General features: G+C 71.7%; 15 protein-coding genes. 12 read left to right on the plus strand and 3 right to left on the minus strand.

Annotated features, from left to right (window positions below):
* Positions 1 to 122: 122 nt before the first annotated feature.
* Entirely contained in the window at positions 123 to 2,288 is a 2,166-nt protein-coding gene (locus ACGFZN_RS18395) for a RecQ family ATP-dependent DNA helicase (protein ID WP_393859506.1), read from the minus strand.
* Positions 2,289 to 2,431: 143 nt separating this feature from the next.
* Between ACGFZN_RS18395 and ACGFZN_RS18400 the strand changes: the two genes are divergently transcribed.
* The 6 genes from ACGFZN_RS18400 (at position 2,432) to ACGFZN_RS18425 (ending at position 11,943) form a co-directional block, all read left to right on the plus strand.
* Complete coding sequence (locus ACGFZN_RS18400) at positions 2,432 to 4,051, plus strand: DUF4192 domain-containing protein (RefSeq protein ID WP_393859507.1); 1,620 nt, start codon at positions 2,432 to 2,434, stop codon at positions 4,049 to 4,051.
* Positions 4,052 to 4,437: 386 nt separating this feature from the next.
* Complete coding sequence (locus tag ACGFZN_RS18405; RefSeq protein ID WP_393859508.1) at positions 4,438 to 5,196, plus strand: NUDIX domain-containing protein; 759 nt, start codon at positions 4,438 to 4,440, stop codon at positions 5,194 to 5,196.
* 157 nt (positions 5,197 to 5,353) lie between these two features.
* Entirely contained in the window at positions 5,354 to 7,903 is a 2,550-nt protein-coding gene (locus ACGFZN_RS18410; RefSeq protein ID WP_393859509.1) for an ATP-binding cassette domain-containing protein, read from the plus strand.
* A 162-nt stretch (positions 7,904 to 8,065) separates the two neighbouring features.
* On the plus strand, positions 8,066 to 8,953 hold the full coding sequence (locus ACGFZN_RS18415) for a FadR/GntR family transcriptional regulator (protein ID WP_393859510.1): 888 nt from the start codon (positions 8,066 to 8,068) through the stop codon (positions 8,951 to 8,953).
* Positions 8,954 to 9,398: 445 nt separating this feature from the next.
* Positions 9,399 to 10,943 carry an RNA polymerase sigma factor gene (locus tag ACGFZN_RS18420; protein WP_393859511.1) on the plus strand — a complete coding sequence of 515 codons (1,545 nt, stop codon included), beginning with the start codon at positions 9,399 to 9,401 and terminating at the stop codon, positions 10,941 to 10,943.
* A 121-nt stretch (positions 10,944 to 11,064) separates the two neighbouring features.
* The gene (locus ACGFZN_RS18425) at positions 11,065 to 11,943 is read left to right on the plus strand and encodes a S1 family peptidase (protein ID WP_393859512.1); all 879 of its coding nucleotides are present in this window, start codon (positions 11,065 to 11,067) and stop codon (positions 11,941 to 11,943) included.
* Between the two features lie 99 nt (positions 11,944 to 12,042).
* On the opposite strand, the gene ACGFZN_RS18430 is transcribed toward ACGFZN_RS18425, so the two are convergent.
* On the minus strand, positions 12,043 to 12,273 hold the full coding sequence (locus ACGFZN_RS18430; protein ID WP_030735014.1) for a hypothetical protein: 231 nt from the start codon (positions 12,271 to 12,273) through the stop codon (positions 12,043 to 12,045).
* Between the two features lie 441 nt (positions 12,274 to 12,714).
* Between ACGFZN_RS18430 and ACGFZN_RS18435 the strand changes: the two genes are divergently transcribed.
* The 6 genes from ACGFZN_RS18435 (at position 12,715) to ACGFZN_RS18460 (ending at position 20,466) form a co-directional block, all read left to right on the plus strand.
* Positions 12,715 to 14,838 (plus strand): type IIA DNA topoisomerase subunit B, encoded by a 2,124-nt coding sequence (locus ACGFZN_RS18435; RefSeq protein WP_393859513.1) that lies wholly within the window; start codon positions 12,715 to 12,717, stop codon positions 14,836 to 14,838.
* 1,050 nt (positions 14,839 to 15,888) lie between these two features.
* Entirely contained in the window at positions 15,889 to 16,410 is a 522-nt protein-coding gene (locus tag ACGFZN_RS18440; protein ID WP_393859514.1) for a DUF1453 domain-containing protein, read from the plus strand.
* Entirely contained in the window at positions 16,407 to 17,558 is a 1,152-nt protein-coding gene (locus ACGFZN_RS18445) for a sensor histidine kinase (RefSeq protein ID WP_393859515.1), read from the plus strand. Before ACGFZN_RS18440 ends, ACGFZN_RS18445 begins: the two co-directional genes overlap by 4 nt.
* The gene (locus tag ACGFZN_RS18450) at positions 17,555 to 18,244 is read left to right on the plus strand and encodes a response regulator (protein ID WP_393859516.1); all 690 of its coding nucleotides are present in this window, start codon (positions 17,555 to 17,557) and stop codon (positions 18,242 to 18,244) included. Before ACGFZN_RS18445 ends, ACGFZN_RS18450 begins: the two co-directional genes overlap by 4 nt.
* A gap of 162 nt (positions 18,245 to 18,406) precedes the next feature.
* The gene (locus tag ACGFZN_RS18455) at positions 18,407 to 18,877 is read left to right on the plus strand and encodes a DUF485 domain-containing protein (RefSeq protein WP_393859517.1); all 471 of its coding nucleotides are present in this window, start codon (positions 18,407 to 18,409) and stop codon (positions 18,875 to 18,877) included.
* Complete coding sequence (locus ACGFZN_RS18460; protein WP_393859518.1) at positions 18,874 to 20,466, plus strand: cation acetate symporter; 1,593 nt, start codon at positions 18,874 to 18,876, stop codon at positions 20,464 to 20,466. The genes ACGFZN_RS18455 and ACGFZN_RS18460 overlap by 4 nt, the downstream gene beginning before the upstream one ends.
* Positions 20,467 to 20,481: 15 nt before the next feature.
* On the opposite strand, the gene ACGFZN_RS18465 is transcribed toward ACGFZN_RS18460, so the two are convergent.
* Positions 20,482 to 21,171, minus strand: coding sequence for a response regulator (locus ACGFZN_RS18465; protein WP_393859519.1), 690 nt, complete (start codon positions 21,169 to 21,171; stop codon positions 20,482 to 20,484).
* Positions 21,172 to 21,269: the final 98 nt, after the last annotated feature.

The following is a 21,269-nucleotide window of genomic DNA, read 5'->3' on the forward strand; positions in this document are numbered from 1 at the left end:
GCAATTGGGGCCACCGACTGTTATCTGGTGGTGCGTGGCTTATATCCCTACCCAAAGGTTGGCCCACCGACGCATGCGGTGCCGGGATCATGTCCGCTCCGCCACCCGGCACGAGTGCGCGGTCAGCCCTGGACGGCCAGGACCAGCGGCAACACCCCCCGAGCGCCGGACTTTCTGAGCAGGCGTGCCGCGACCGCGAGCGTCCAGCCCGTTTCGGTGAAGTCGTCGACCAGCAGCACCGGACCGCCGGCCTCGGAGAGCGCCGAAGCCAGGCCGGGCGGCACCGTCAGCGCGCCGTCGAGCGCCTTCAGCCGCTGCGCGCTGTTGCTGCGCGGCACGCGCGGCACGTCCTCGCCGTACTCCACCGAGCCCAGCAGCGGCAGCCGGCCGACCTCGGCGATGCGGGCGGCCAGCGAGCGGATCAGCAGAGGCCGGGTCCGCGAGGCGACGGTGACGACCCCCACCGGCCGTGCCTGGGCGTCGGACACACCGGAGGCCCAGCCGCCGGGGCCCTTCGCCCAGTCGGCCAGGACACCGACCACGGCCCGCGCCACGTCGTCCGGGACGGCGAGGTCCGGTGCCTGCGGCGCGAGGAGCGGACGCAGGCGGTTGCCCCAGCCGATGTCCGACAGCCGCCCCAGTGCACGCCCCGGTGACGCCTGTTCACCGGCCGGAATACGCCCCTTGAGGTCGATGCCGATCGCCGGCAGGCCCGTCGGCCACATGCGGCGGGGCTCCACCTCGACGCCGGCCCGGCCGAGGTCACTGCGGGCGGAGTCCACCGAGCCCGGTGAGGTGTCCGCGGTGAAGCGAGGGCCGGCGCAGTTGTCGCAGCGGCCGCACGGTCTGGCGGCTTCGTCGTCCAGCTGACGCTGCAGGAACTCCATCCGGCACTCGGTGGTGGACGCGTAGGCCCGCATGGCCTCCTGCTCCGAAGCGCGCTGCCGGGCGACCCATTCGTAGCGCTCGGCGTCGTACGACCAGGGCTGGCCGGTGGCGATCCATCCACCCTGGACGCGGCGGACCGCTCCGTCCACGTCGAGGACCTTGAGCATCGTCTCCAGCCGCGAGCGGCGCAGCTCGACCAGCGGCTCCAGCGCGGGCAGCGACAGGGGGCGGTCCGCCCGGGCGAGGACGTCCAGGGTGCGCCGGACCAACTCCTCGGAAGGGAAGGCCAAAGACGCGAAGTACTGCCAGATCGCCTCGTCCTCCTTGCCCGGCAGGAGCAGTACCTCGGCGTGATCGACACCGCGACCGGCACGGCCGACCTGCTGGTAGTAGGCGATGGGGGAGGAGGGGGAGCCGAGATGGACCACGAAACCGAGATCCGGCTTGTCGAACCCCATGCCGAGCGCGGACGTGGCGACCAGCGCCTTGACCCGGTTGGCGAGCAGATCGTCCTCTGCCTGCTGACGCTCGGCGTTCTCCGTCTTGCCCGTGTACGAGGCGACGGTGTGCCCGCGCTGCCGCAGGAACGCGGTGACCTCTTCGGCGGCGGCGACCGTGAGCGTGTAGATGATGCCGGAGCCCGGCAGGTCGTCCAGGTGGTCGGCGAGCCACGCCATGCGGTGCGCGGCGTCCGGCAGCCGCAGCACGCCGAGGCTGAGGCTCTCCCGGTCCAGCGGCCCGCGCAGCACCAGGGCGTCCGAGGCGCCGCCGGTGCCCAGCTGCTCGGCGACGTCCGCGGTCACCCGGGCATTGGCCGTGGCGGTGGTGGCCAGCACGGGCACACCGGGCGGAAGGTCGCCGAGCATGGTGCGCAGCCGCCGGTAGTCGGGGCGGAAGTCGTGGCCCCAGTCGGAGATGCAGTGGGCCTCGTCCACGACCAGCAGACCGGTCGCGGCCGACAGCTTGGGCAGTACCTGGTCACGGAAGTCCGGGTTGTTCAACCGCTCCGGGCTGACGAGCAGGACGTCCACCTGGCCGGCCGCGATCTCGGCCTGCACGGCATCCCACTCCTCGGTGTTGGAGGAGTTGATGGTGCGGGCATGGATGCCGGCCCGGGCCGCGGCGTCCACCTGATTGCGCATGAGCGCGAGCAGCGGCGAGACGATCACCGTGGGCCCGCTGCCTCTGGCCCGCAGCAATGAGGTCGCCACGAAGTACACCGCGGACTTGCCCCACCCCGTGCGCTGCACGACCAGGGCCCGGCGCCGCTCGGCGACCAGCGCCTCGATCGCCCGCCACTGATCCTCGCGCAGCCGGGCCGTGCGCGTGGCGTCCCCGACGAGCCGGGCGAGGACGGCGTCCGCCTGCGCCCGGAGATCCGCGTTGCTCGTGTGCTCCATGCGTCCCATACAACAGGACGGGACCGACAAACGGCGGACCGCTGTCCTGGGCTGTGGACAACCCGGGACGGCGTTGTCGTGTCCCTGATCCGACTTGTCCACAGGCTCAACCGGAACCACGCAATCCGCGAGATCGTCTGCGCATGACGAATCACAGCGAAACCACCGGACCGTTCGAGAACGACGACATCTCGGGCCAGGAGCCGTTCACCGGCGCGTCCGCGCACGACACCCAGGTCACGCTGCGCACCCCGGCCGAGCTGGCCGACGCCCTGCCCTACCTCCTCGGCTACCGCCCGGAGGACAGCATGGTGCTGGTGGCCCTGCACGACCGCGAAGGCAAGGGCAGGTTCGGCGGCCGGGCCCGGCTCGGCATCCCCAAGAACGAGGAGGACTGGAAGGCGGCCGCACGCCAGCTGGCCCAGGGACTGGTGACCGGCAGCGAACGACGGGGCGCCCGGCCCGAGCAGATGGTGGCCTACGTCTGCCAGGAACCATCCCCGGGCGAGTCGGGCCGCGACGTCAAACGACGCCTCGAACCACTGGTCCACCTCCTGCGCACCCAGTGCGGCGAACTCGACGTACCGGTCATCGAGGCCCTGTGCGTCTCCGACGGCCGCTATTGGTCGTACTGCTGCCCGATCGAGGGCTGCTGCCCCGAGGACGGCTCACCGATGGGCCTTCCCGGCACCTCCGTGCTGGCAGCGGCGGCCACCTACGCGGGCATTCAAGTGCGCGGCACGCTCAGGGAGTTGCGCGCCAGGCTGCAGCCCTGGGAGACATCCGCGGCACTGGAGCAGGAGATCGCCCTCGACGCGGCCGGCATGACCCTGGTGCCCCGCATCCTCGATGAGGCGTCCCGCGCGGAGGTGGCGGAGGAGACGCTGCGCCTCGCCGAGCGGATCATGCGCCGCTTCGCCGCCGCGGCGCCGGTGTCCGGCACGCATCCGGCGGACCTGCGCGACGACCGTCTGCTCGCCCACGACGAGGCGGCGGCTCTGATCCTCGGGCTCCAGGACCGTACGACCCGCGACCGGGCGGCCGCATGGATGGAGGGCGACGAGGCGGGTCCGGCGCTGCGGCTCTGGCGTGCCCTGGCCCGCCGGTGCGTCGGGCCGTACGGCGAGCACGCCGCGGCTCCGCTGACCCTGGCCGGCTGGGTCGCCTGGTCGACTGGTGACGAATTGGAGGCGCGTGAGGCGCTGGCCATGGCTCTGGGCGCGGATCCCGACTACCTCTTCGCCCGCCTGCTGCACCAGGCCTGCAACGAAGGGCTCGATCCGGAAGCGATCCGCCGCTGTCTGCGCGCGGACCGCGGGACGAGCACGCCCGAGGAGAACGGGGCTCAGCCGAGCCGCCGGAAGGACACTGCTCGGGCCGGCCTCCCGCCTGCCGACGGTGCCGGAGCCGGTGTCCGAGTCGACCCGCTTGGCACCGAAGGCGATGCCCGAGTGGATCCCCGAGACGCCGGAACCGGTGTCGGAGGGGACGGCCAGCCCGCCGGAGCAGGGCGAGGTACCGGCACGCGTCGGCGGCGCCGGGTGCGATCGGCCGAGACCGGCGCCGCCCCTCGCGCCGCCCGGACCGCCGGAGGACGGCGGAGGCCGGCCGGCTCCCACCCCGGCTCGTCGGCGGCCGAGCCCGCACGCCCCGGCAGCCGCGGCCTCGGTGGCTCGCGCACACGTGGGGCCGAGTCCGGCGGCACCACGGCGGGCGCAGCCGTGTCGAGGACCGACCGCTGCGACTCCGAGGGCGAGGGCTGACCGTGGCCCGGGGAGCGCGACGAGGTTGCGCCGGCCGACCGTCCGCGCCCGGCTGCCCAAGACGCCCGCGGGGGTGTCGTGTGACCGTTGTCGGCCAGGGTTCGCAGCCCAGCCCAGCCCTCGCCTCCTCGCTACCGGCCGAGCCGCTTCCCGCCGGCCGGGCTGGGGGCGCCGGCGCCCTCTTCGCCTCGTACATCGGCGGGCCGCGGCTCGCCATGATCGAGAGGGGGCCGGACACCCTGCGACCGCGACGGTGACCTCGCGCAATGCCAGAAGGCGACGAACAGGACCCGGCTCCGCACCGCATACCGGAACGAAGCGGAAGCGCCACCGATGGGGCCGAGGAAGGGAGTGTTTATCGTCAGGAAGACGACTATGATCGCGGCATGCCCTACGACCCGTCAGCCTTTCCGCCATTCGCCGTGACCGTGGACCTGGTCGTGCTGACCGTACGCCGCCATGCCCTGTGCGCGCTGGCGGTCCGCCGTGGCGAGCCCCCGTTCCAGGGGCGCTGGGCGCTGCCCGGAGGCTTCGTGCGGGCCGACGAGGACCTCTCCCAGGCGGCAGCACGTGAGCTCGCCGAGGAGACCGGGCTGTGTGTGCACGACCCCGCGACCCCGGCTCAGGCCAACGGAGCCCATCTCGAGCAGCTCGCCACCTACGGAGACCCCAAGCGGGACCCGCGCATGCGGGTGGTGAGCGTCGCCCACCTCGCGCTCGCACCCGACCTGCCCGCCCCGCGCGCGGGAGGCGACGCCAGCAACGCGCGTTGGGCGCCGGTCGAGGAACTGCTCCAGCAGGCCGGTTACGGCCGCGACGGCGAACCCTTGGCGCCGCTCGCCTTCGACCACGCCCAGATCCTCGCCGACGGGGTGGAACGGGCCCGGTCCAAGATCGAGTACTCGTCTCTGGCCACCGCGTTCTGCCCGAGCGAGTTCACCGTCGGTGAGCTGCGCCGGGTGTACGAGGCGGTGTGGGGCGTGGCGCTCGATCCGCGCAACTTCCATCGCAAGGTCACCGGCACGCCCGGGTTCCTCGTCCCCACCGGAGGTACGACCACGCGCCAGGGCGGCCGGCCGGCGCAGCTCTTCCGGGCGGGCGGCGCCACGCTGCTCAACCCCCCGATGCTCCGCCCCGAGGTCTGAGGCAGGCAGCCGCTCCCCGGATGCTCGGGAGCCCGCGTCCCGTCGCCGCCGTGGAGTACCTCGAACGGCGCAACTGAACGGGGTCCGGCCGCACCACGTGTGGTAGAAGACCCGGCGATACCAGGAAAACGGCACATAGCGCACTATCTTGCTGCAGGTGATCCAGGCCTTCGGACTGACCAGCACCCCCCGCAAGGCGCACCCGCCCGCCGTCGACGACGTCTCGTTCGAAGCGCGCGCGGGCCATGTCACCGTGCTCCTCGGCGGCGCCGGCGCGGGCAAGACGACGGCGCTCAGACTGATGCTCGAGCTCCAACCGGGGCGCGGCATCACCTACTTCAGAGGGCGGCCCCTGCACCACATCGCTCATCCCGCGCGGGAGGTCGGTGTGCTCCTCGGCGACGTGCCGGGGCATCCGGCCCGCTCGGTCCGGGGCCATCTGCGCATGCTGTGCGCGGCCTCGGGAGTCCCTGCGCGGCGGGCCGACGAAGTCCTCGAGGTGGTCGGTCTCGTCAGCTTCCGCGACGAGCCTCTCGGCACGCTCTCGCGTGGCATGGACCGCAGGCTCGGCCTGGCCTGCGCCCTGCTGCCCGACCCGCACACGCTCGTCCTCGACGAGCCCGCTGCCCATCTGTCCGCCCGCGAGACGGAGTGGCTGCACGGAATGCTGCGCGCCCACGCCGGCCAAGGCGGCACGGTGCTGTTCACCACCGCCGACCCCAAGGAGGCCGCCCGCACGGCCGACCGTGTCATCACCCTCGATGGCGGCAGGGTGGTGGCGGATCAGGAGGCCGGTGAGTTCGCCCGTACCCGGTTGCGTCCGCGTGTGGCCGTCCGCAGTCCCCACGCAGCGCGGCTCGCGGCCCTGCTCACCAAGGAGGCCCGTACGGCGCGCCGCTCCGTCGAGGTCGTCCGCGAGGGCGGCAACCGCCTGTCGGTGTACGGCTCCACGACCGCCGATGTCGGAGAGACGGCATTCCGGCACGGCATCCTCGTCCACCAACTGGCGGACGAAGTCGGCGACATGGGCCCGGGATCCGACGCCGGGCCCGCTGTGGCCGGTGCCGAGGCGACCGTGGCCGAGCCGCGGGTGGAGCGCGCACACGCCGGGCCGGGGTCCTCTTCCGCGGAGCACGAGACGGTGCGCGATCTGCCGGCGGTGGAGCCGGACGCCTCGGCGTTCGGCCTTGCGGCGTCCGCGTCCGGCCCCCGGGTCCTCGGCCTGGCGGCCGCGGCGGCCGGTGCGCCGGCCTGCGACGCGCCGGAGCAGGCGGCACCCGGAACGTCCGGCCTTCCGTCCGGGGAGCGGGGCGGCGCCGCACCGGGCCACGCGGCGACAGAACGGCGTGCCACGCCGTTCGGCTTCGCGGCACCGCAACGAGGCGACACGGCAGCGGGCGCCCCGGCCCAGCAGCGATGCGTACCCGGCACCGCCGCGGGCGAGGATCCATCGGCGGGGGAGGGGAGGCAGGCCCTGAGCGGTGCGCGGACGTCGCTCGCCGAGACGTCCCCGGACCGGAGTGCGGCAGGGCACACGGAGACCACCCGTCGGCTACGGACCGACGGCGTGCCGCTCGCGGGCACGGTCCCGGAGACGAGCGGGCCCGTGCACGTCGGCCCGGCCGCCGGCGAGGACGCCACCGAGGGCGGCCCCGGAGCGGCTCGCGCCGTGGTGCAGGCCGGAGCCGACGGCGGCCGGGGCACCGGCTCGGCGGCCTCGGCGAGCACCCGGCGCGAGGCGACCACGGCCGCCCCCGAACCGCAGACCGGCGGCACGAGGACCCTGGCCGTCGGCATCTCCGCGCTCCGCACCCGTCTCCCCGGCGCCCGCAAACCCCGCTCGCGTCAGCCGCAGGGCACCCGCGCCGTCCGCCTCGACGAGGCTTCCTCCGTCGACGCCCTTTCCCCCCTCCCGCCCCCCATCGCCGTCCGCCCCGCCCCCAGCCCCCTCCGCCCCCTGCGCTACGAGATCCGACGAGCCACCGGCATCGGTGTCGGGTTCCTCACCTGCGGTGCCGTGCTGGCGGTGTCCGCGCTCACCGCCGTGGTGCTGGCCAGGATCGGGCACACCCCGCAGGCGCGGCTGTTCGCCGCGTGGCCCCGTCAACTGCCGCTGCCGCCCGCGGCACTCGCCGCGGGGCTGCTCGGTGCGCTGTCCTTCGGGGACGAGTTCCGCCACCCCGCCCTCGCGGCGGACCGCGGCACCGTGCCCCGCCGGCTGGGGCTGCTGACCGCGAAACTGCTCGTCTCCGGAGCCACCGCGGCCCTGCTGGCCTTCCTCACCCTGGGCTGCGACGCCGAAGCGCTCTACATCGTCTACGGACGGGAGCTCACGCAAGTTCCCGCGGACTGGCTCTCGCTCGGGGTGAGTTGGTTCGGCCTCGTCGTCGGGTGCGCGTGGGCGGGTGTGCTGTCGGCCGGCGTGTTCCGGTCCACCTCGGCCGGCCTGGCCGCGGTACTCGCCGTACCCGTTGCCGTCGTCCCTTGTGTGCACACGGTGATGGCGGGGCCGGCCCCCGGCGTGGCCGCCGGGTTCACCGTGCGGATGCGGGAGGTCCTCTTGCTGCAGTGGCCCTTCGGGGGCGAGCGCTACCTGCTCGGCTTCGCGCGCGTGCTCGCCCAACCGATCGGTGGCGCAATGACGTTGTCGTTGTCGGCGCTGCTGTGCGCGTACCTGGTCACGACGCTGCGCACCCGGTTCCGGTGATGACTCTGCGTACACTTCCGATCTCGATGCGTACACAACTCCCCAGGGAAAGACCATTTCTTTCCGATAAGGCGTCAATTGCGATGGGGTGAGCGATCACCCTTTCGTGTGCTTTTCACCAAAGACCTCAAGGGAGTTGGAGGCGACGCCGACAAAGGATCCGTGAGTACCCTTGCGCACACCATGATGACCGCCGCCCGCTCCACCGACTCCGGTCTGGCCGGCCCGGGCGAACTCGACCGCTACCCCTACGCAGAACCGCAGGTGGCCGACCGCGTAGCGGCGCCCTCCTGGGAAGGCGCGGATCCCGAGCTCGGCCGGGTCGGCCGACGCGCCGCCGGCAGCCGCGGACGCGGGCTGCACGGCCAACTCGTCCAGCAGCTCGGACAGATGATCGTCTCCGGCGACCTGGGCGCCGACCGGCCGCTGGTGCCCGAGGAGATCGGCCAGCGCTTCGAGGTCTCCCGCACCGTCGTCCGCGAGTCCCTCCGCGTCCTCGAGGCCAAGGGCCTGGTCAGCGCCCGCCCGAACGTCGGCACGCGCGTACGTCCCGTCAGCGACTGGAACCTGCTCGACCCCGACATCATCGAGTGGCGGGCCTTCGGGCCCCAGCGCGACGACCAGCGCCGCGAGCTGAGCGAGCTGCGCTGGACCATCGAGCCGCTGGCCGCCCGCCTCGCCGCCGGGCACGGGCGCGAGGAGGTGCAGCAGCGCCTCAGCGACATGGTCGAGATCATGAGCCACGCCATGGCGCAGGGTGACGCGCTGACCTACTCGCGCGCCGACAACGAGTTCCACGGGCTGCTCATCCAGATCGCCGGCAACCGCATGCTCGAGCACCTCTCCGGAATCGTCTCCGCCGCCCTCCAGGTGTCGGGAGGTCCGGTCACGGGCTGCGACCGGCCGAACGAGGCGTCGCTCGCGCAGCATGCGCGGATCGTCGACGCGCTCGGCACCGGCGACGGCGCGGCGGCCGAGGCGGCCATGCGGCAACTGCTCACGGTCCACCCCGAGGTGGAGCGCGTGGTGCCCGCCCCGCGCGAGCACTGACCCCGCGGCCGGGGCGGAGCGGTCGCCGGTGTGGGGCGTCAGCCTGGTTCTCGTGGCGCGCGTGGCGGCGCCGGGCTCGTTGACGGCCGCCGCTGGACCTTGCCGGACCCTGCGCGGTCCGGCAAGGTCCAGCGGTGCGACGGGCCGCCAGGGGTGTCCGGATGACCGGGCGGGGCTTCAACGGGTGACCTATTTGCCCATATTTGATCACTTTTGATCGCTTACGGGGTGTGACTCGGGCCACGCAGATTGGGCGTAACGCTCGTGGAAACAGCGCGATGACCTAAGAGGTGACAGCCGCGGAGGGAATACGGACGCCTGTACAGGCGCTGTGCACTCTCCCGGCCCCCGCCCGCGCCGTCGGCCCATCCCCAGGCCGGTGGTCGGCTCCTGTCCGCAGTGGACGGTGCCGGAAGCCGCTTTCCAACGTTCCGAGAGGTTGTTCGTGTCGGCCAGCACATCCCGTACGCTCCCGCCGGAGATCGCCGAGTCCGTCTCTGTCATGGCGCTCATTGAGCGGGGAAAGGCTGAGGGGCAGATCGCCGGCGACGATGTGCGTCGGGCCTTCGAAGCTGACCAGATTCCGGCCACTCAGTGGAAGAACGTACTGCGCAGCCTCAACCAGATTCTTGAGGAAGAGGGTGTGACGCTGATGGTCAGTGCCGCAGAGCCCAAGCGCACCCGCAAGAGCGTCGCAGCGAAGAGCCCCGCGAAGCGCACCGCCACCAAGACGGTCGCGGCGAAGACGGTGACCACCACGAGGAAGGCCACCGCGAGCACGGCCGCTCCCGCGGCCCCTGTCGCTCCCGTCGCAGCCGATTCCGCCGAGGAAGCCGCCCCCGCCAAGAAGGCCGCGGCCAAGAAGACGACCGCCAAGAAGGCGGCCGTGAAGAAGACCGTCGCGAAGAAGACGGCCGCCAAGAAGACCACCGCCAAGAAGGACGACGTCGAGCTTCTCGAGGACGAGGTTCTCGAGGACACCAAGGTCGCCGACGAGCCCGAGGGCGCCGAGAGCGCGGGCTTCGTCCTGTCCGACGAGGACGAGGACGACGCGCCGGCGCAGCAGGTCGCCGCGGCCGGCGCCACCGCCGACCCGGTCAAGGACTACCTGAAGCAGATCGGCAAGGTCCCCCTGCTCAACGCCGAGCAGGAGGTCGAACTGGCCAAGCGCATCGAGGCGGGTCTGTTCGCCGAGGACAAGCTGGCCAATGCCGACAAGCTGGCGCCGAAGCTCAAGCGCGAGCTCGAGATCATCGCCGAGGACGGCCGCCGCGCCAAGAACCACCTGCTGGAGGCCAACCTCCGTCTGGTGGTCTCCCTGGCCAAGCGCTACACCGGCCGCGGCATGCTCTTCCTGGACCTCATCCAGGAGGGCAACCTCGGTCTGATCCGCGCGGTCGAGAAGTTCGACTACACCAAGGGCTACAAGTTCTCCACGTACGCCACCTGGTGGATCCGTCAGGCCATCACCCGCGCCATGGCCGACCAGGCCCGCACCATCCGTATCCCGGTGCACATGGTCGAGGTCATCAACAAGCTCGCGCGCGTGCAGCGCCAGATGCTCCAGGACCTGGGCCGCGAGCCCACCCCGGAGGAGCTGGCCAAGGAACTCGACATGACCCCGGAGAAGGTCATCGAGGTCCAGAAGTACGGCCGCGAGCCCATCTCCCTGCACACCCCGCTGGGTGAGGACGGCGACAGCGAGTTCGGTGACCTCATCGAGGACTCCGAGGCCGTCGTCCCGGCGGACGCCGTCAGCTTCACGCTCCTGCAGGAGCAGCTGCACTCCGTTCTGGACACCCTGTCCGAGCGCGAGGCGGGCGTCGTCTCCATGCGGTTCGGTCTCACCGACGGTCAGCCGAAGACCCTCGACGAGATCGGCAAGGTGTACGGCGTGACGCGTGAGCGCATCCGCCAGATCGAGTCCAAGACCATGTCGAAGCTGCGCCACCCGTCGCGTTCCCAGGTGCTGCGCGACTACCTCGACTAGGTCGCGGTCGTACGACGGCGAGGGCCCGGCTCCCTTCGGGGGGCCGGGCCCTCGTGCTGCGAGCCGCCGTGCAGTGGATCACTCTGGGTGTCCCAGTACGACCCGAGAGTGAGGAGTCTGCATGCGCCGTTCCGTTGCCCGGGCACTCATCCGGCCGCTGGCCCTGGCGGCCGCCATGGCCTCGATACCCCTGGTGGGCGCGGCTCCCGCGCCTGCCGACAGCGTGGTGGTCGGCGGCTTCCCGATAGACGTCTCCCAGGCCCCCTGGACGGTCGCGCTGTCCAGCCGTGACCGGTTCGGAGGTACGCGGGCCGGACAGTTCTGCGGGGGCGTGGCGGTCACACGGACGGCCGTGCTCACCGCGGCCCACTGTCTGACCGAGGAGGTCCTCGGAGCGCCCCCCGACCGCGTGCGGGACCTGAAGGTCATCGCCGACCGCACCGACCTGCTGTCGGGCGGGGGCCAGGAGGTCTCCGTACGTGACGTCTGGACCAACCCCGGCTACGACAGCCGCACCAACTCCGGCGACTTCGCCGTGATCACACTCGCCAGGCCGCTGCCGCAGGGCGTGGTGATCGGCATGGCGGGCGCGGGCGATCCGGCCTACACGCCGGGCACGCAGGCCATGGTCTCCGGGTGGGGTGACACGACCGGCGAGGGCGCGTACGCGCGCAGGCTGTACGCGGCACACGTGCGCGTGCTGTCCGACGACCTCTGCTCCCGCGCCTATCCGGGCGGTCCCGACGGCACCTACCGGGCCGGCAGCATGCTCTGCGCCGGAGAGGCCGCCGGCGGCCCGGACGCCTGCCAGGGGGACAGCGGCGGCCCGCTGGTGGCGAAAGGCCGGCTGATCGGGCTCGTGTCGTGGGGGAGCGGCTGCGGCACGCCGGGCAGCCCCGGGGTCTACACACGGGTCTCCGAGGTCGTGCACGTGCTGCAGGCGGTCTCAGGGGCTCAGAAGGCCCTTCACGGCCGTCCCGGCCCGCTGGGCGGCCCATGAGGTCTCCGCACGGAGACATGAGCACGGGCGGCCGCTCCTGGAGGGAGCGGCCGCCCGTTCACCGGCCTGTGCCGGGGCTGGCTCGTCGTGGTGCGAGATTCAGCGCTCTTCTTCGGAAGCGGTGTTCGGAACGGACGTCAGCCGCTCCGTCTCGTCCTGTATCTCAGCGGCGATCTTCTTGAGTTCCGGCTCGAACTTGCGACCGTGGTGGGCGCAGAAGAGCAGTTCTCCGCCGCTCAGCAGGACGACGCGCAGGTATGCCTGGGCGCCGCAGCGGTCGCAGCGATCGGCGGCCGTCAGCGGGCTCGCGGGGGTCAGAACAGTAGTCACGTCGCCTCTTCTCTAGCTCGACGAGCTGTCGTACCAGGGTCAACATCCAACCAGCCCGAAAACGTTCCCGCTCGTGGCTTTTCCTCGAAAAAAATCTTCCGGGGCGGCTGTCTGCTGCCGGTTGGCGGCGAATGTGCCGTAGTGCGTCTCTTGGGGTGCGTACGGTTTCGCTCAGTGTTGTGTCTCGGTCCTCCAGGCCGGGTTGCCTGTTGTTCAGGAGGACGTGCCCGGAGCCTAAATGGTTCATGCCTCCAATGGAACGTGATATGCACTTCACTCCATCGAGGGATCGAACGTGTATACGAGCTTGGACTAGTGTGAGTTCCCGACGAGGGTGGCGTTACACCGGCTCTACCAGGCCTCGGTACCCTCTGAGCGGCGACCGAAGCCGTCCCCTTACCCAGTAAGGGACCAACTGAAATTCAGCGAGGAGCGAACCGCGTGACCGCCGACACGTCCGTGCCGTCCACAGCGCTGCTGGCAGGAGCAGACCGGGACGGTTCCAACTACACCGCGCGGCACCTGCTCGTCCTCGAGGGCCTCGAGGCCGTGCGCAAGCGCCCCGGCATGTACATCGGATCGACCGACAGCCGCGGTCTGATGCACTGCCTGTGGGAGATCATCGACAACTCCGTGGACGAGGCCCTCGCGGGCGTCTGTGACCGCATCGAGGTGATCCTCCACGACGACGGCTCGGTGGAGGTGCGCGACAACGGCCGGGGCATCCCCGTGGACGTCGAGCCCAGGACCGGCCTGTCCGGCGTCGAGGTCGTCATGACCAAGCTCCACGCGGGCGGCAAGTTCGGCGGCGGATCGTACGCCGCCTCCGGCGGTCTGCACGGCGTCGGCGCCTCCGTCGTCAACGCCCTCTCCGCGCGTCTCGACGTCGAGGTGGACCGCGGCGGCCACACGCACGCCATCAGCTTCCGGCGCGGCGTGCCGGGCGCCTTCGCCGGCGAGGGCGCCGACGCGAAGTTCGAGGCCAAGAGCGGGCTGCGCAAGACCAAGAAGATCCCCAAGACCCGCACCGGCACGCGCGTGCGCTACTGGGCCGACCGCCAGATCTTCCTCAGGGACGCCAAGCTCTCCCTGGAGAACCTGCACCAGCGCGCCCGGCAGACCGCCTTCCTGGTGCCGGGCCTGACGATCGTCGTCCGTGACGAGTTCGGCCTGGGCGAGGGCGGCAGCAAGGGCGAAGAGTCCTTCCGCTTCGACGGCGGCATCAGCGAGTTCTGCGAGTACCTGGCGGGCGACAAGCCGGTCTGCGACGTGCTCCGCTTCTCCGGCAAGGGCACCTTCAAGGAGACGGTCCCCGTCCTCGACGAGCACGGCCAGATGACGCCGACCGAGGTGACGCGTGAGCTGGGCGTCGACGTCGCGCTGCGCTGGGGCACGGGCTACGACACGACCGTCCGGTCCTTCGTCAACATCATCGCCACCCCCAAGGGCGGCACCCACGTCTCCGGCTTCGAGCAGGCCGTGACCGGCGTGTTCAACGAGGTGCTGCGCGCCAAGAAGCTGCTGCGCGTGGCCGAGGACAACATCGTCAAGGACGACGCCCTCGAGGGCCTCACCGCCGTCGTGACCGTGCGCCTGGCCGAGCCGCAGTTCGAGGGCCAGACCAAGGAAGTCCTCGGCACGTCGGCGGCCCGCCGCATCGTGAACAACGTGGTCACCAAGGAACTGAAGGCGTTCCTGACCAGCACGAAGCGGGACGCCGCCGCCCAGGCACGGGTCGTCATGGAGAAGGTGGTGGCCGCCGCCCGCACGCGCGTCGCGGCCCGCCAGCACAAGGACGCCCAGCGTCGCAAGACCGCCCTCGAGTCCTCCTCCTTGCCGGCGAAGCTGGCCGACTGCCGCAGCGACGACGTCGACCGCAGCGAGCTGTTCATCGTCGAGGGCGACTCCGCGCTGGGCACGGCCAAGCTGGCGCGGAACTCCGAGTTCCAGGCCCTGCTGCCGATCCGCGGCAAGATCCTCAACGTGCAGCGGTCGTCGGTGACCGACATGCTCAAGAACGCCGAGTGCGGCGCGATCATCCAGGTCATAGGAGCGGGCTCGGGCCGCACCTTCGACATCGACCAGGCCCGCTACGGCAAGATCATCATGATGACCGACGCCGATGTCGATGGGTCTCACATCCGCTGCCTGCTGCTCACCCTGTTCCAGCGCTACATGCGGCCGATGGTCGAGGCCGGCCGGGTCTTCGCCGCGGTGCCGCCGCTGCACCGTATCGAGATCGTCCAGCCGAAGAAGGGCCAGGACAAGTACGTCTACACGTACTCCGACCGCGAGCTGCGCGACAAGCTCATGGAGTTCCAGAGCAAGGGCATCCGCTACAAGGACTCCATCCAGCGCTACAAGGGTCTGGGCGAGATGGACGCCGACCAGCTGGCCGAGACCACGATGGACCCGCGGCACCGCACGCTGCGCCGGATCAACCTGTCCGACCTGGAGGCCGCCGAACAGGTCTTCGACCTCCTCATGGGCAACGAGGTCGCGCCGCGCAAGGAGTTCATCTCCAGCTCGGCGGCCACGCTGGACCGCTCACGCATCGACGCGTAGCCGCTGCCCGGGGCTCGGCCGACGGGGGGTGCCTGCGGGGGGGCAGCTCCGGATGGTGCGGTCCAGGCGGGGCGGAGCCGGGGATGCATAGGTGGCCGTAGGGAGGGAGACGGAGACGGGCTCTGTGGTCGTCGAGGGTGATGCGGGGTCGGCGGTGCAGGCTGGGGTAGCGGCCCGCGCCGGTTGAGCGGCGTCACTCGTCGCCGGGCGGCCGCGGTCGCATGCCTGTGCTTGCGCCGGCTGCCGGCCCACCCGCTTCAGGCGAAGCCTAGGACGCCGGGTGTGTCGCTGCTGTTGCTGAAGAGCACGCGTCCCGTCGGCGGCGCCCGCCGGTCAGGAGCGGCCCGCGTGCATCTTCAGGCTCGGCGGTTGCCGTCGGCATGCCAATCCGTGCGCGACCTCGACGCCGGCCCCCCCGGCGGGAAAGCGGCTTCTCGACCGCTTGTCGACAGGGCTGACGCCGGCCGTCCGCATTCCGCCTGACCGGGCTCCCTCACCGCTGTCTGCCCGGGATGACGCCGCCTCACCGCGCCCGCTGGACAGATCTGGATCCGACCGCTCGCTCGGCAGGACCGCGTGCCACACTCGGCCCTCGGCCGACCCGGGCTGCCCCACCCCGCCGGTCGGCCGGGACCGCCCCCTCGGCCAACCCGGTCACGCTGTTCACCGCCTCCCGAGCCGGTCCTGCGCCACCAGCCTGTCCAGGGCCCGTACCCACCGCACGGCTCCCCTCAGTCAGACCGCGCCGCCAACCGCCTATCAACCGGCCCGTATCTCACCCACCCCCGCCTCCGGCCCCACCCCCGCCTGGGGCCCCCGGCCTCCGCCCCTCTCCGGCCTGCGCCCCACCCGGCCTCCGGCCCACCCCGCCTCCGCCCCAGCCCCGCGTCTGCCCGGGGGCACTACACCCGTGGGTGGAGACGGACCGCTGTGGGTTTCCACCCGTGATCCACCCCGGCTCCGATCTCCCGACCTGCGCCTTTCCGTAGTTTCGTTGGTGTCGGCGGCACCCGCTCCCGGCGCACCATCTTCTCGTTCAGTGGAGGCTCGATGTCCGGGGTCGTCAACGCACTGCTGATCGTTGCCGTCGCCGTCATAGTGATCGTGCGGCAGTTCCGTGCCCGGGCGATCAACACCGACCGGCGCTGGTGGCTGATCCCCGTGGTCCTCGTCGTCGTGGCGCTGCGCGAGCCCGGCGTCCTCGACGTCCACCACCGCACCGGATCCGCCCTGCTGCTCGCGGTGGAGCTGATCATAGGGGTCGCCACCGGCGCCGGCTGGGCCTGGACGACTCGTATCTGGAGGGAACCGGACGGCGTCGTGTGGACCAAGAGCACCAAGGCGAGCGTGGCGGTGTGGATCGTGGGCATCGCCTTGCGCATCGGCATCTACGGCATCGGCTCCGCACTCGGCCTGCACCAGGACAGTTCCGCACTGATGATCGCCCTCGCCACCACCCTGCTGGTCCGCGGCGGCATCCTGGTCTGGCGGGCTCAGTCGCTCGACGCCGGGGACGGTCCTGCTCCGGCGTACGGTGACGGCATGCGGTCGGTCAGGAGGGAGCGCGCGTGACGGAGAACGCCTGGACACGCTGGCCGTCGCGGGAGGCACTCGGCCGTGCCGGCACCTCCCGGCCGCGGCGCATCCTCGCCTGGGCCGTCAGGGTCCTGGTCCTCGCCATGCTGATGTGGGGCGCCTACCACCAGAGACACATGGGGGTGCAGGGCGTGGCCGCCGGGATGGCGGGAGTCGTCGTCGCCGGCGTCCTCGCCTGGGGCCTGTTCCGGACCACCTACCAGCACCGCCTGGTGCCCTCACTGGTTCTGATGTGCGCCCTCATGGCCCTCGCCGCCGGTGCCGAGGCCGCCGGGTTCCAGGGCGGAGCCCTCGTGATCTGGTGCGGTTGCGCGATCACGGGGCTGGAGCGGCTGCCGCTCGGGGCCGCCCTTCCGGTGACGACGACGTGCCTGGCCGCGTACTCGGCCTTCAACAATGACGTCTGGATGACCACGGCCGCCACGGTCGCGGGCATGGCCCTCGCCGGGTACGTCCTGCGGCTGGACGCCGAGGCACGCGGCAACGCACAGCGACTGCTCGCTCAGGAACGCGCCGCCCGGGCCGCCGAGGCCGAGTCCGCCGCGTTGGCCGAGCGGGCGAGGATCGCACGCGAGATCCATGACGTGCTGGCCCACAGCCTCTCGGCTCAGCTGGTGCACCTGGAGGCGGCGCGGCTGCTGATCGAGAACGGCGCGGACCGCGACCGCATCCTGGAGCGGGTGGTGGCCGCCCGCGGCATGGCCCGCGACGGACTCGCCGAGACCCGGCAGGCCCTGTCCGCCCTCCGGGGCGAGCTGACCCCGCTGGAGGACTTCCTGAGCGACCTCGTCAGCGGAGCCGATGGCGCCGAGGTCACCGTGACGGGTGAGCGCAGGCCCCTGCCGGCCGAGGCCTCCCAGGCCGTGCGCAGAGTCGCCCAGGAGGCGCTGACGAACGTCCGCAAGCACGCCCAGGGAGCGAAGGTGCAGCTCAGGCTCGATTACAGCGAGCACGAAGTGACGCTGGACGTACGGGACTCGGGTGGGCGGCCGGGCGAACTCACGGGGTCCGGTGGCGGGTACGGTCTGCTGGGCATGCGCGAGCGTGCCGAGTTGCTGGGCGGCTCACTGGACGCGGGGCCGGGCGAGGAGGGGTTCGTGGTGACGCTGAAGGTGCCGGTATGACCGAGACGGAGGGGGAGAAGAAGCCCGCGCGGGTGGTGGTCGCCGACGACCAGACGGTGGTCCGGGAGGGCATCGTGATGCTGCTCGGTCTGCTGCCCGGGGTGGAGGTCGTGGGCGCCGCTGGAGACGGCGAGGAGGCGGTGCGGCTGGTCGCGGAACTGGCCCCGGACGTCGTCCTGATGGACCTGAGAATGCCCCGCTGTGACGGCGTGGAGGCCACCCGGCGCATCCGGGAGCAGTACCCGGCCACGCAGGTCGTGGTGCTCACCACGTACGCGGACGACGAGTCGCTGTTCCCCGCGCTGCATGCCGGCGCCCGGGGGTATCTGACCAAGGACGCGGGCGGTGACGAGATCGTGCGTGCGGTGGAGAGCGTGCTGTCGGGAGACGCGGGCTTGTCCCCGAGTGTCCAGCGCCGGCTGCTGGAGCGGCTGTCGCGGTCCGAGCCCGGGCCGCCGGTGACCGCCGAGGCGCCGCCCGACGGGCTGACCGCGCGGGAGACCGAGGTGCTGACGCTGATCGCCGAAGGGCTCAGCAATCAGGAGATCGCCCGCAAGCTGCATGTGTCGACCGCGACCGTGAAGACCCACATCAACAACCTCTTCTCCAAGGCGGGCCTCAAGGACCGGGCGCAGGCGGTGCGTTACGCCTACAGCAAGGGGCTCGTGCGGCCGCCCACGCAGTGAATCACCTGATGGGGTGAAGTGCGGAGGGAAGAAGAGTCAGGGATCTTCCCGATCTGTCCATCCTTGGGCATGCAGTCAAGCAACGGTCGTGCCCGTGGAGCCGGGGACGGTCCCGAGACGCCGTCCGGGAACCGGGAAGACCACGGCGCATCCACCCGCGACATGACGTACAAGGACCCTTGGTGCGACGCGCTGGGGTACGACGTGCCGGCCGCCGGGTGGGGCGAGCCGGCCGGCCCGGGGGTGCCGGCGCCGGCGGCGCCGTCCGCTCGCGGAGAGCGGAGCGCGGCTGCGGTTCACGCACGGGATGTGTACGTGGAGGTGCAGCGCAGCGCGGCCTTCCAGGAGGTGCGGGGCAGGTACCGGCGGTTCGTCGTGCCGGGGGTCGTGGTCTTCCTCGCCTGGTATGTGGGATATGTGGTCACCGCCACGACCGCGCCGGGGCTCATGGCCCGGCCGGTGGCGGGAGCGGTGAACGTGGCCATGGTGGCCGGGCTGGGACAGTTCCTCACCACGTTCCTGTTCACCTGGGCCTACGCCCGGCATGCGCGGCTGCGCCGGGACCGGGCGGCGCTGGAGCTGCGCTGGGACACCCAGGAAATGACCCGGGAAGTGCGGGGAGGCACCTCGTGACCGGTGACCATCAGACGCCGGCGCTGCTGCTCTTCAGCGGTTTCGTGGCCGTGACCCTCGGGATCACGACATGGGTGAGCCGGCGCCGGCAGGGTTCGGCGGAGGAGTTCTACGCCGGAGGGCGGCTGTTCTCGCCCATGGAGAATGGTTTTGCCATCGCGGGCGACTACATGTCCGCCGCCTCCTTCCTGGGGGTCACCGGGCTCATCGCGCTGTACGGCTACGACGGCATGCTGTACGTGGTGGGGTTTCTCGTGGCCTGGCTGGTCGTGTTGTTCCTGGTGGCCGAACTGGTGCGCAACTGCGGGCGGTTCACCCTTGCCGACGTGGTGGCCGCGCGGATGAGCGAGCGTCCGGTGCGGATCGCGGCGGGCACGTCCTCGGTCACGGTGTCCGTGCTGTACCTGGTGGCGCAGATGGTCGGCGCGGGCAGCCTGGTGGCGCTGCTCCTGGGGCGCACGGGCGGGGCGGCGCAGGCCTGGGCGGTCATCGTGGTCGGCGCGCTCATGGTGATCTACGTGTCGCTGGGCGGGATGCGGGCCACCACCTGGATCCAGATCGTCAAGGCGGTCCTGCTGCTGAGCGGCACGATCCTGCTGACCGTACTCGTCCTGGTCCGCTTCCACGGCGATGTCGGACGCCTGCTGCTCACGGCGGCGGACCGCAGCGGTCATGGAAGGGCGTTCCTGGCGCCGGGCCTGAAGTACGGCGGGAGCTGGACCGCCCGCCTCGACTTCATCAGCCTGGGGCTCGCCCTCGTCCTGGGCACCGGGGGACTGCCGCACATCCTGTCCCGCTTCTACACGGTGCCCACCGCGCGGGCCGCCCGGCGTTCCGCGGTGTGGGCCATCGGGCTGATCGGCGGCTTCTACCTGATGACGATCGTTCTCGGCTTCGGGGCGGCCGCCGTGGTGGGGACGGGCGCGGTGCGCGGCTCGAACGCGGCCGGGAACACCGCGGTGCCGCTGCTCGCCCGGGAGCTGGGCGGCGGTGCGGGCTCCACCGGCGGAACGGTTCTGTTCGCGGTCGTCGCCGCCGTCGCCTTCGCCACGATCCTCGCCGTGGTCGCCGGCATCACGCTCGCCTCGTCGGCGTCGGTGGCGCACGACCTGTACGCGTCGCTGCGACGCCAGCACGGCACGGCGCGCAGCGAGGTGGCGGTGGCGCGCTGGGCCGCGGTGGGTATCGGCGTCGCGGCGATCGCGCTGGGTCTGCTGGCCCGCGATCTCAACGTCGCCTTCCTCGTCGGCCTCGCCTTCGCCGTCGCCGCGTCGGCGAACCTCCCCGTGCTGCTGTACTCGCTGTTCTGGCGCGGCTTCACCACCCGGGGCGCGGTGTGGGCGGTGTACGGCGGGCTGATCCCGGCGCTGGGACTGGTGCTGGTGTCCCCGGTGGTGTCCGGCAGCCCGGCCTCGCTGTTCCCGGACGTCGACTTCCAGTTCTTCCCGTTGCAGAACCCGGGCATCGTCTCCGTCCCGCTCGGCTTCCTCGCCGGCTGGATCGGCACGATCACCTCCGGGGAGGTCGCCGACGAGGCCAAGTACGCCGAGACGGAGGTACGGTCGCTGACCGGCGCCGGTGCCGTGTAGCGCCGGGGAGTCCCGTCACGGTGCCACCCAGGCGTACCGGTGTTCCGGCCGGCCGGTGTCGCCGTACTTCAGGGAGAGCCGGAGCCGGCCGGCCTGTTCCAGATGGCGCAGATAGCGCTGGGCCGTGGAGCGGCTCAGACCGGTCCGGGCGGCGACCTCGTGGGCGGACAGCGGCTGCCCGGCTCGGTGCAGCACGCCGCAGATCAGATCGGTCGTGGGCTCCGAGTGGCCGCTCGGCAGGCCGGGCGTGGACGGTGCGGGAGACGTCCGAAGCGCCCCGAAGATCCGGTCGACCTGCTCCTGTCCGGTCAGGCCCCGGCCGCCGACCCGGTCCACCGTGCGGCGCAGGGCGGCGTAGGAGTCGAGGCGGGCCCGCAGGGCGGCGAAGGTGAACGGCTTGACCAGGTAGTGCAGGGCGCCCAGGCGCATCGCCTGCTGCACGGTCGTCACATCGCTGGCCGCAGTGATCATGACGTCCGTGCCGTGGCCCTGGTCCCGCATGCGGTGCACGAGATCGAGTCCCGTCTGGTCCGGCAGATAGTGGTCGAGCAGGACCAGGTCGACGGTGCCGCGTTCCACGGCCGCCAGGGCCTGGGCAGCGCTGTGCGCGCGGGCGGTCACCCGGAAGCCGGGAACCTTTCCCACGTACTTCGCGTTTATCTCAGCGACGCGGAAGTCGTCGTCCACGACCAGGACGTCAATCATCGGGCCTCTCCTCCAAGGCCGACGGGCGTTAAGCCCGTGTTTCGGCTCCGCAGTTGTAGCGCGAGCAAAATGAGCACAACAGGCTCTTGCGAGCAAAA

Source organism: Streptomyces sp. NPDC048192 (genome assembly GCF_043202415.1).
GTDB lineage: Bacteria > Actinomycetota > Actinomycetes > Streptomycetales > Streptomycetaceae > Streptomyces.

Bases quoted from the DNA above. Each gene is read 5' to 3' on its own strand.
- ACGFZN_RS18400 (WP_393859507.1), top strand. From the start codon at position 2,432: ATGACGAATCACAGCGAAACCACCGGACCGTTCGAGAACGACGACATC.
- ACGFZN_RS18455 (WP_393859517.1), top strand. From the start codon at position 18,407: ATGACGTACAAGGACCCTTGGTGCGACGCGCTGGGGTACGACGTGCCG.
- ACGFZN_RS18405 (WP_393859508.1), top strand. From the start codon at position 4,438: ATGCCCTACGACCCGTCAGCCTTTCCGCCATTCGCCGTGACCGTGGAC.
- ACGFZN_RS18450 (WP_393859516.1), top strand. From the start codon at position 17,555: ATGACCGAGACGGAGGGGGAGAAGAAGCCCGCGCGGGTGGTGGTCGCC.
- ACGFZN_RS18440 (WP_393859514.1), top strand. From the start codon at position 15,889: ATGTCCGGGGTCGTCAACGCACTGCTGATCGTTGCCGTCGCCGTCATA.
- ACGFZN_RS18465 (WP_393859519.1), bottom strand. From the start codon at position 21,171: ATGATTGACGTCCTGGTCGTGGACGACGACTTCCGCGTCGCTGAGATA.
- ACGFZN_RS18425 (WP_393859512.1), top strand. From the start codon at position 11,065: ATGCGCCGTTCCGTTGCCCGGGCACTCATCCGGCCGCTGGCCCTGGCG.
- ACGFZN_RS18395 (WP_393859506.1), bottom strand. From the start codon at position 2,288: ATGGAGCACACGAGCAACGCGGATCTCCGGGCGCAGGCGGACGCCGTC.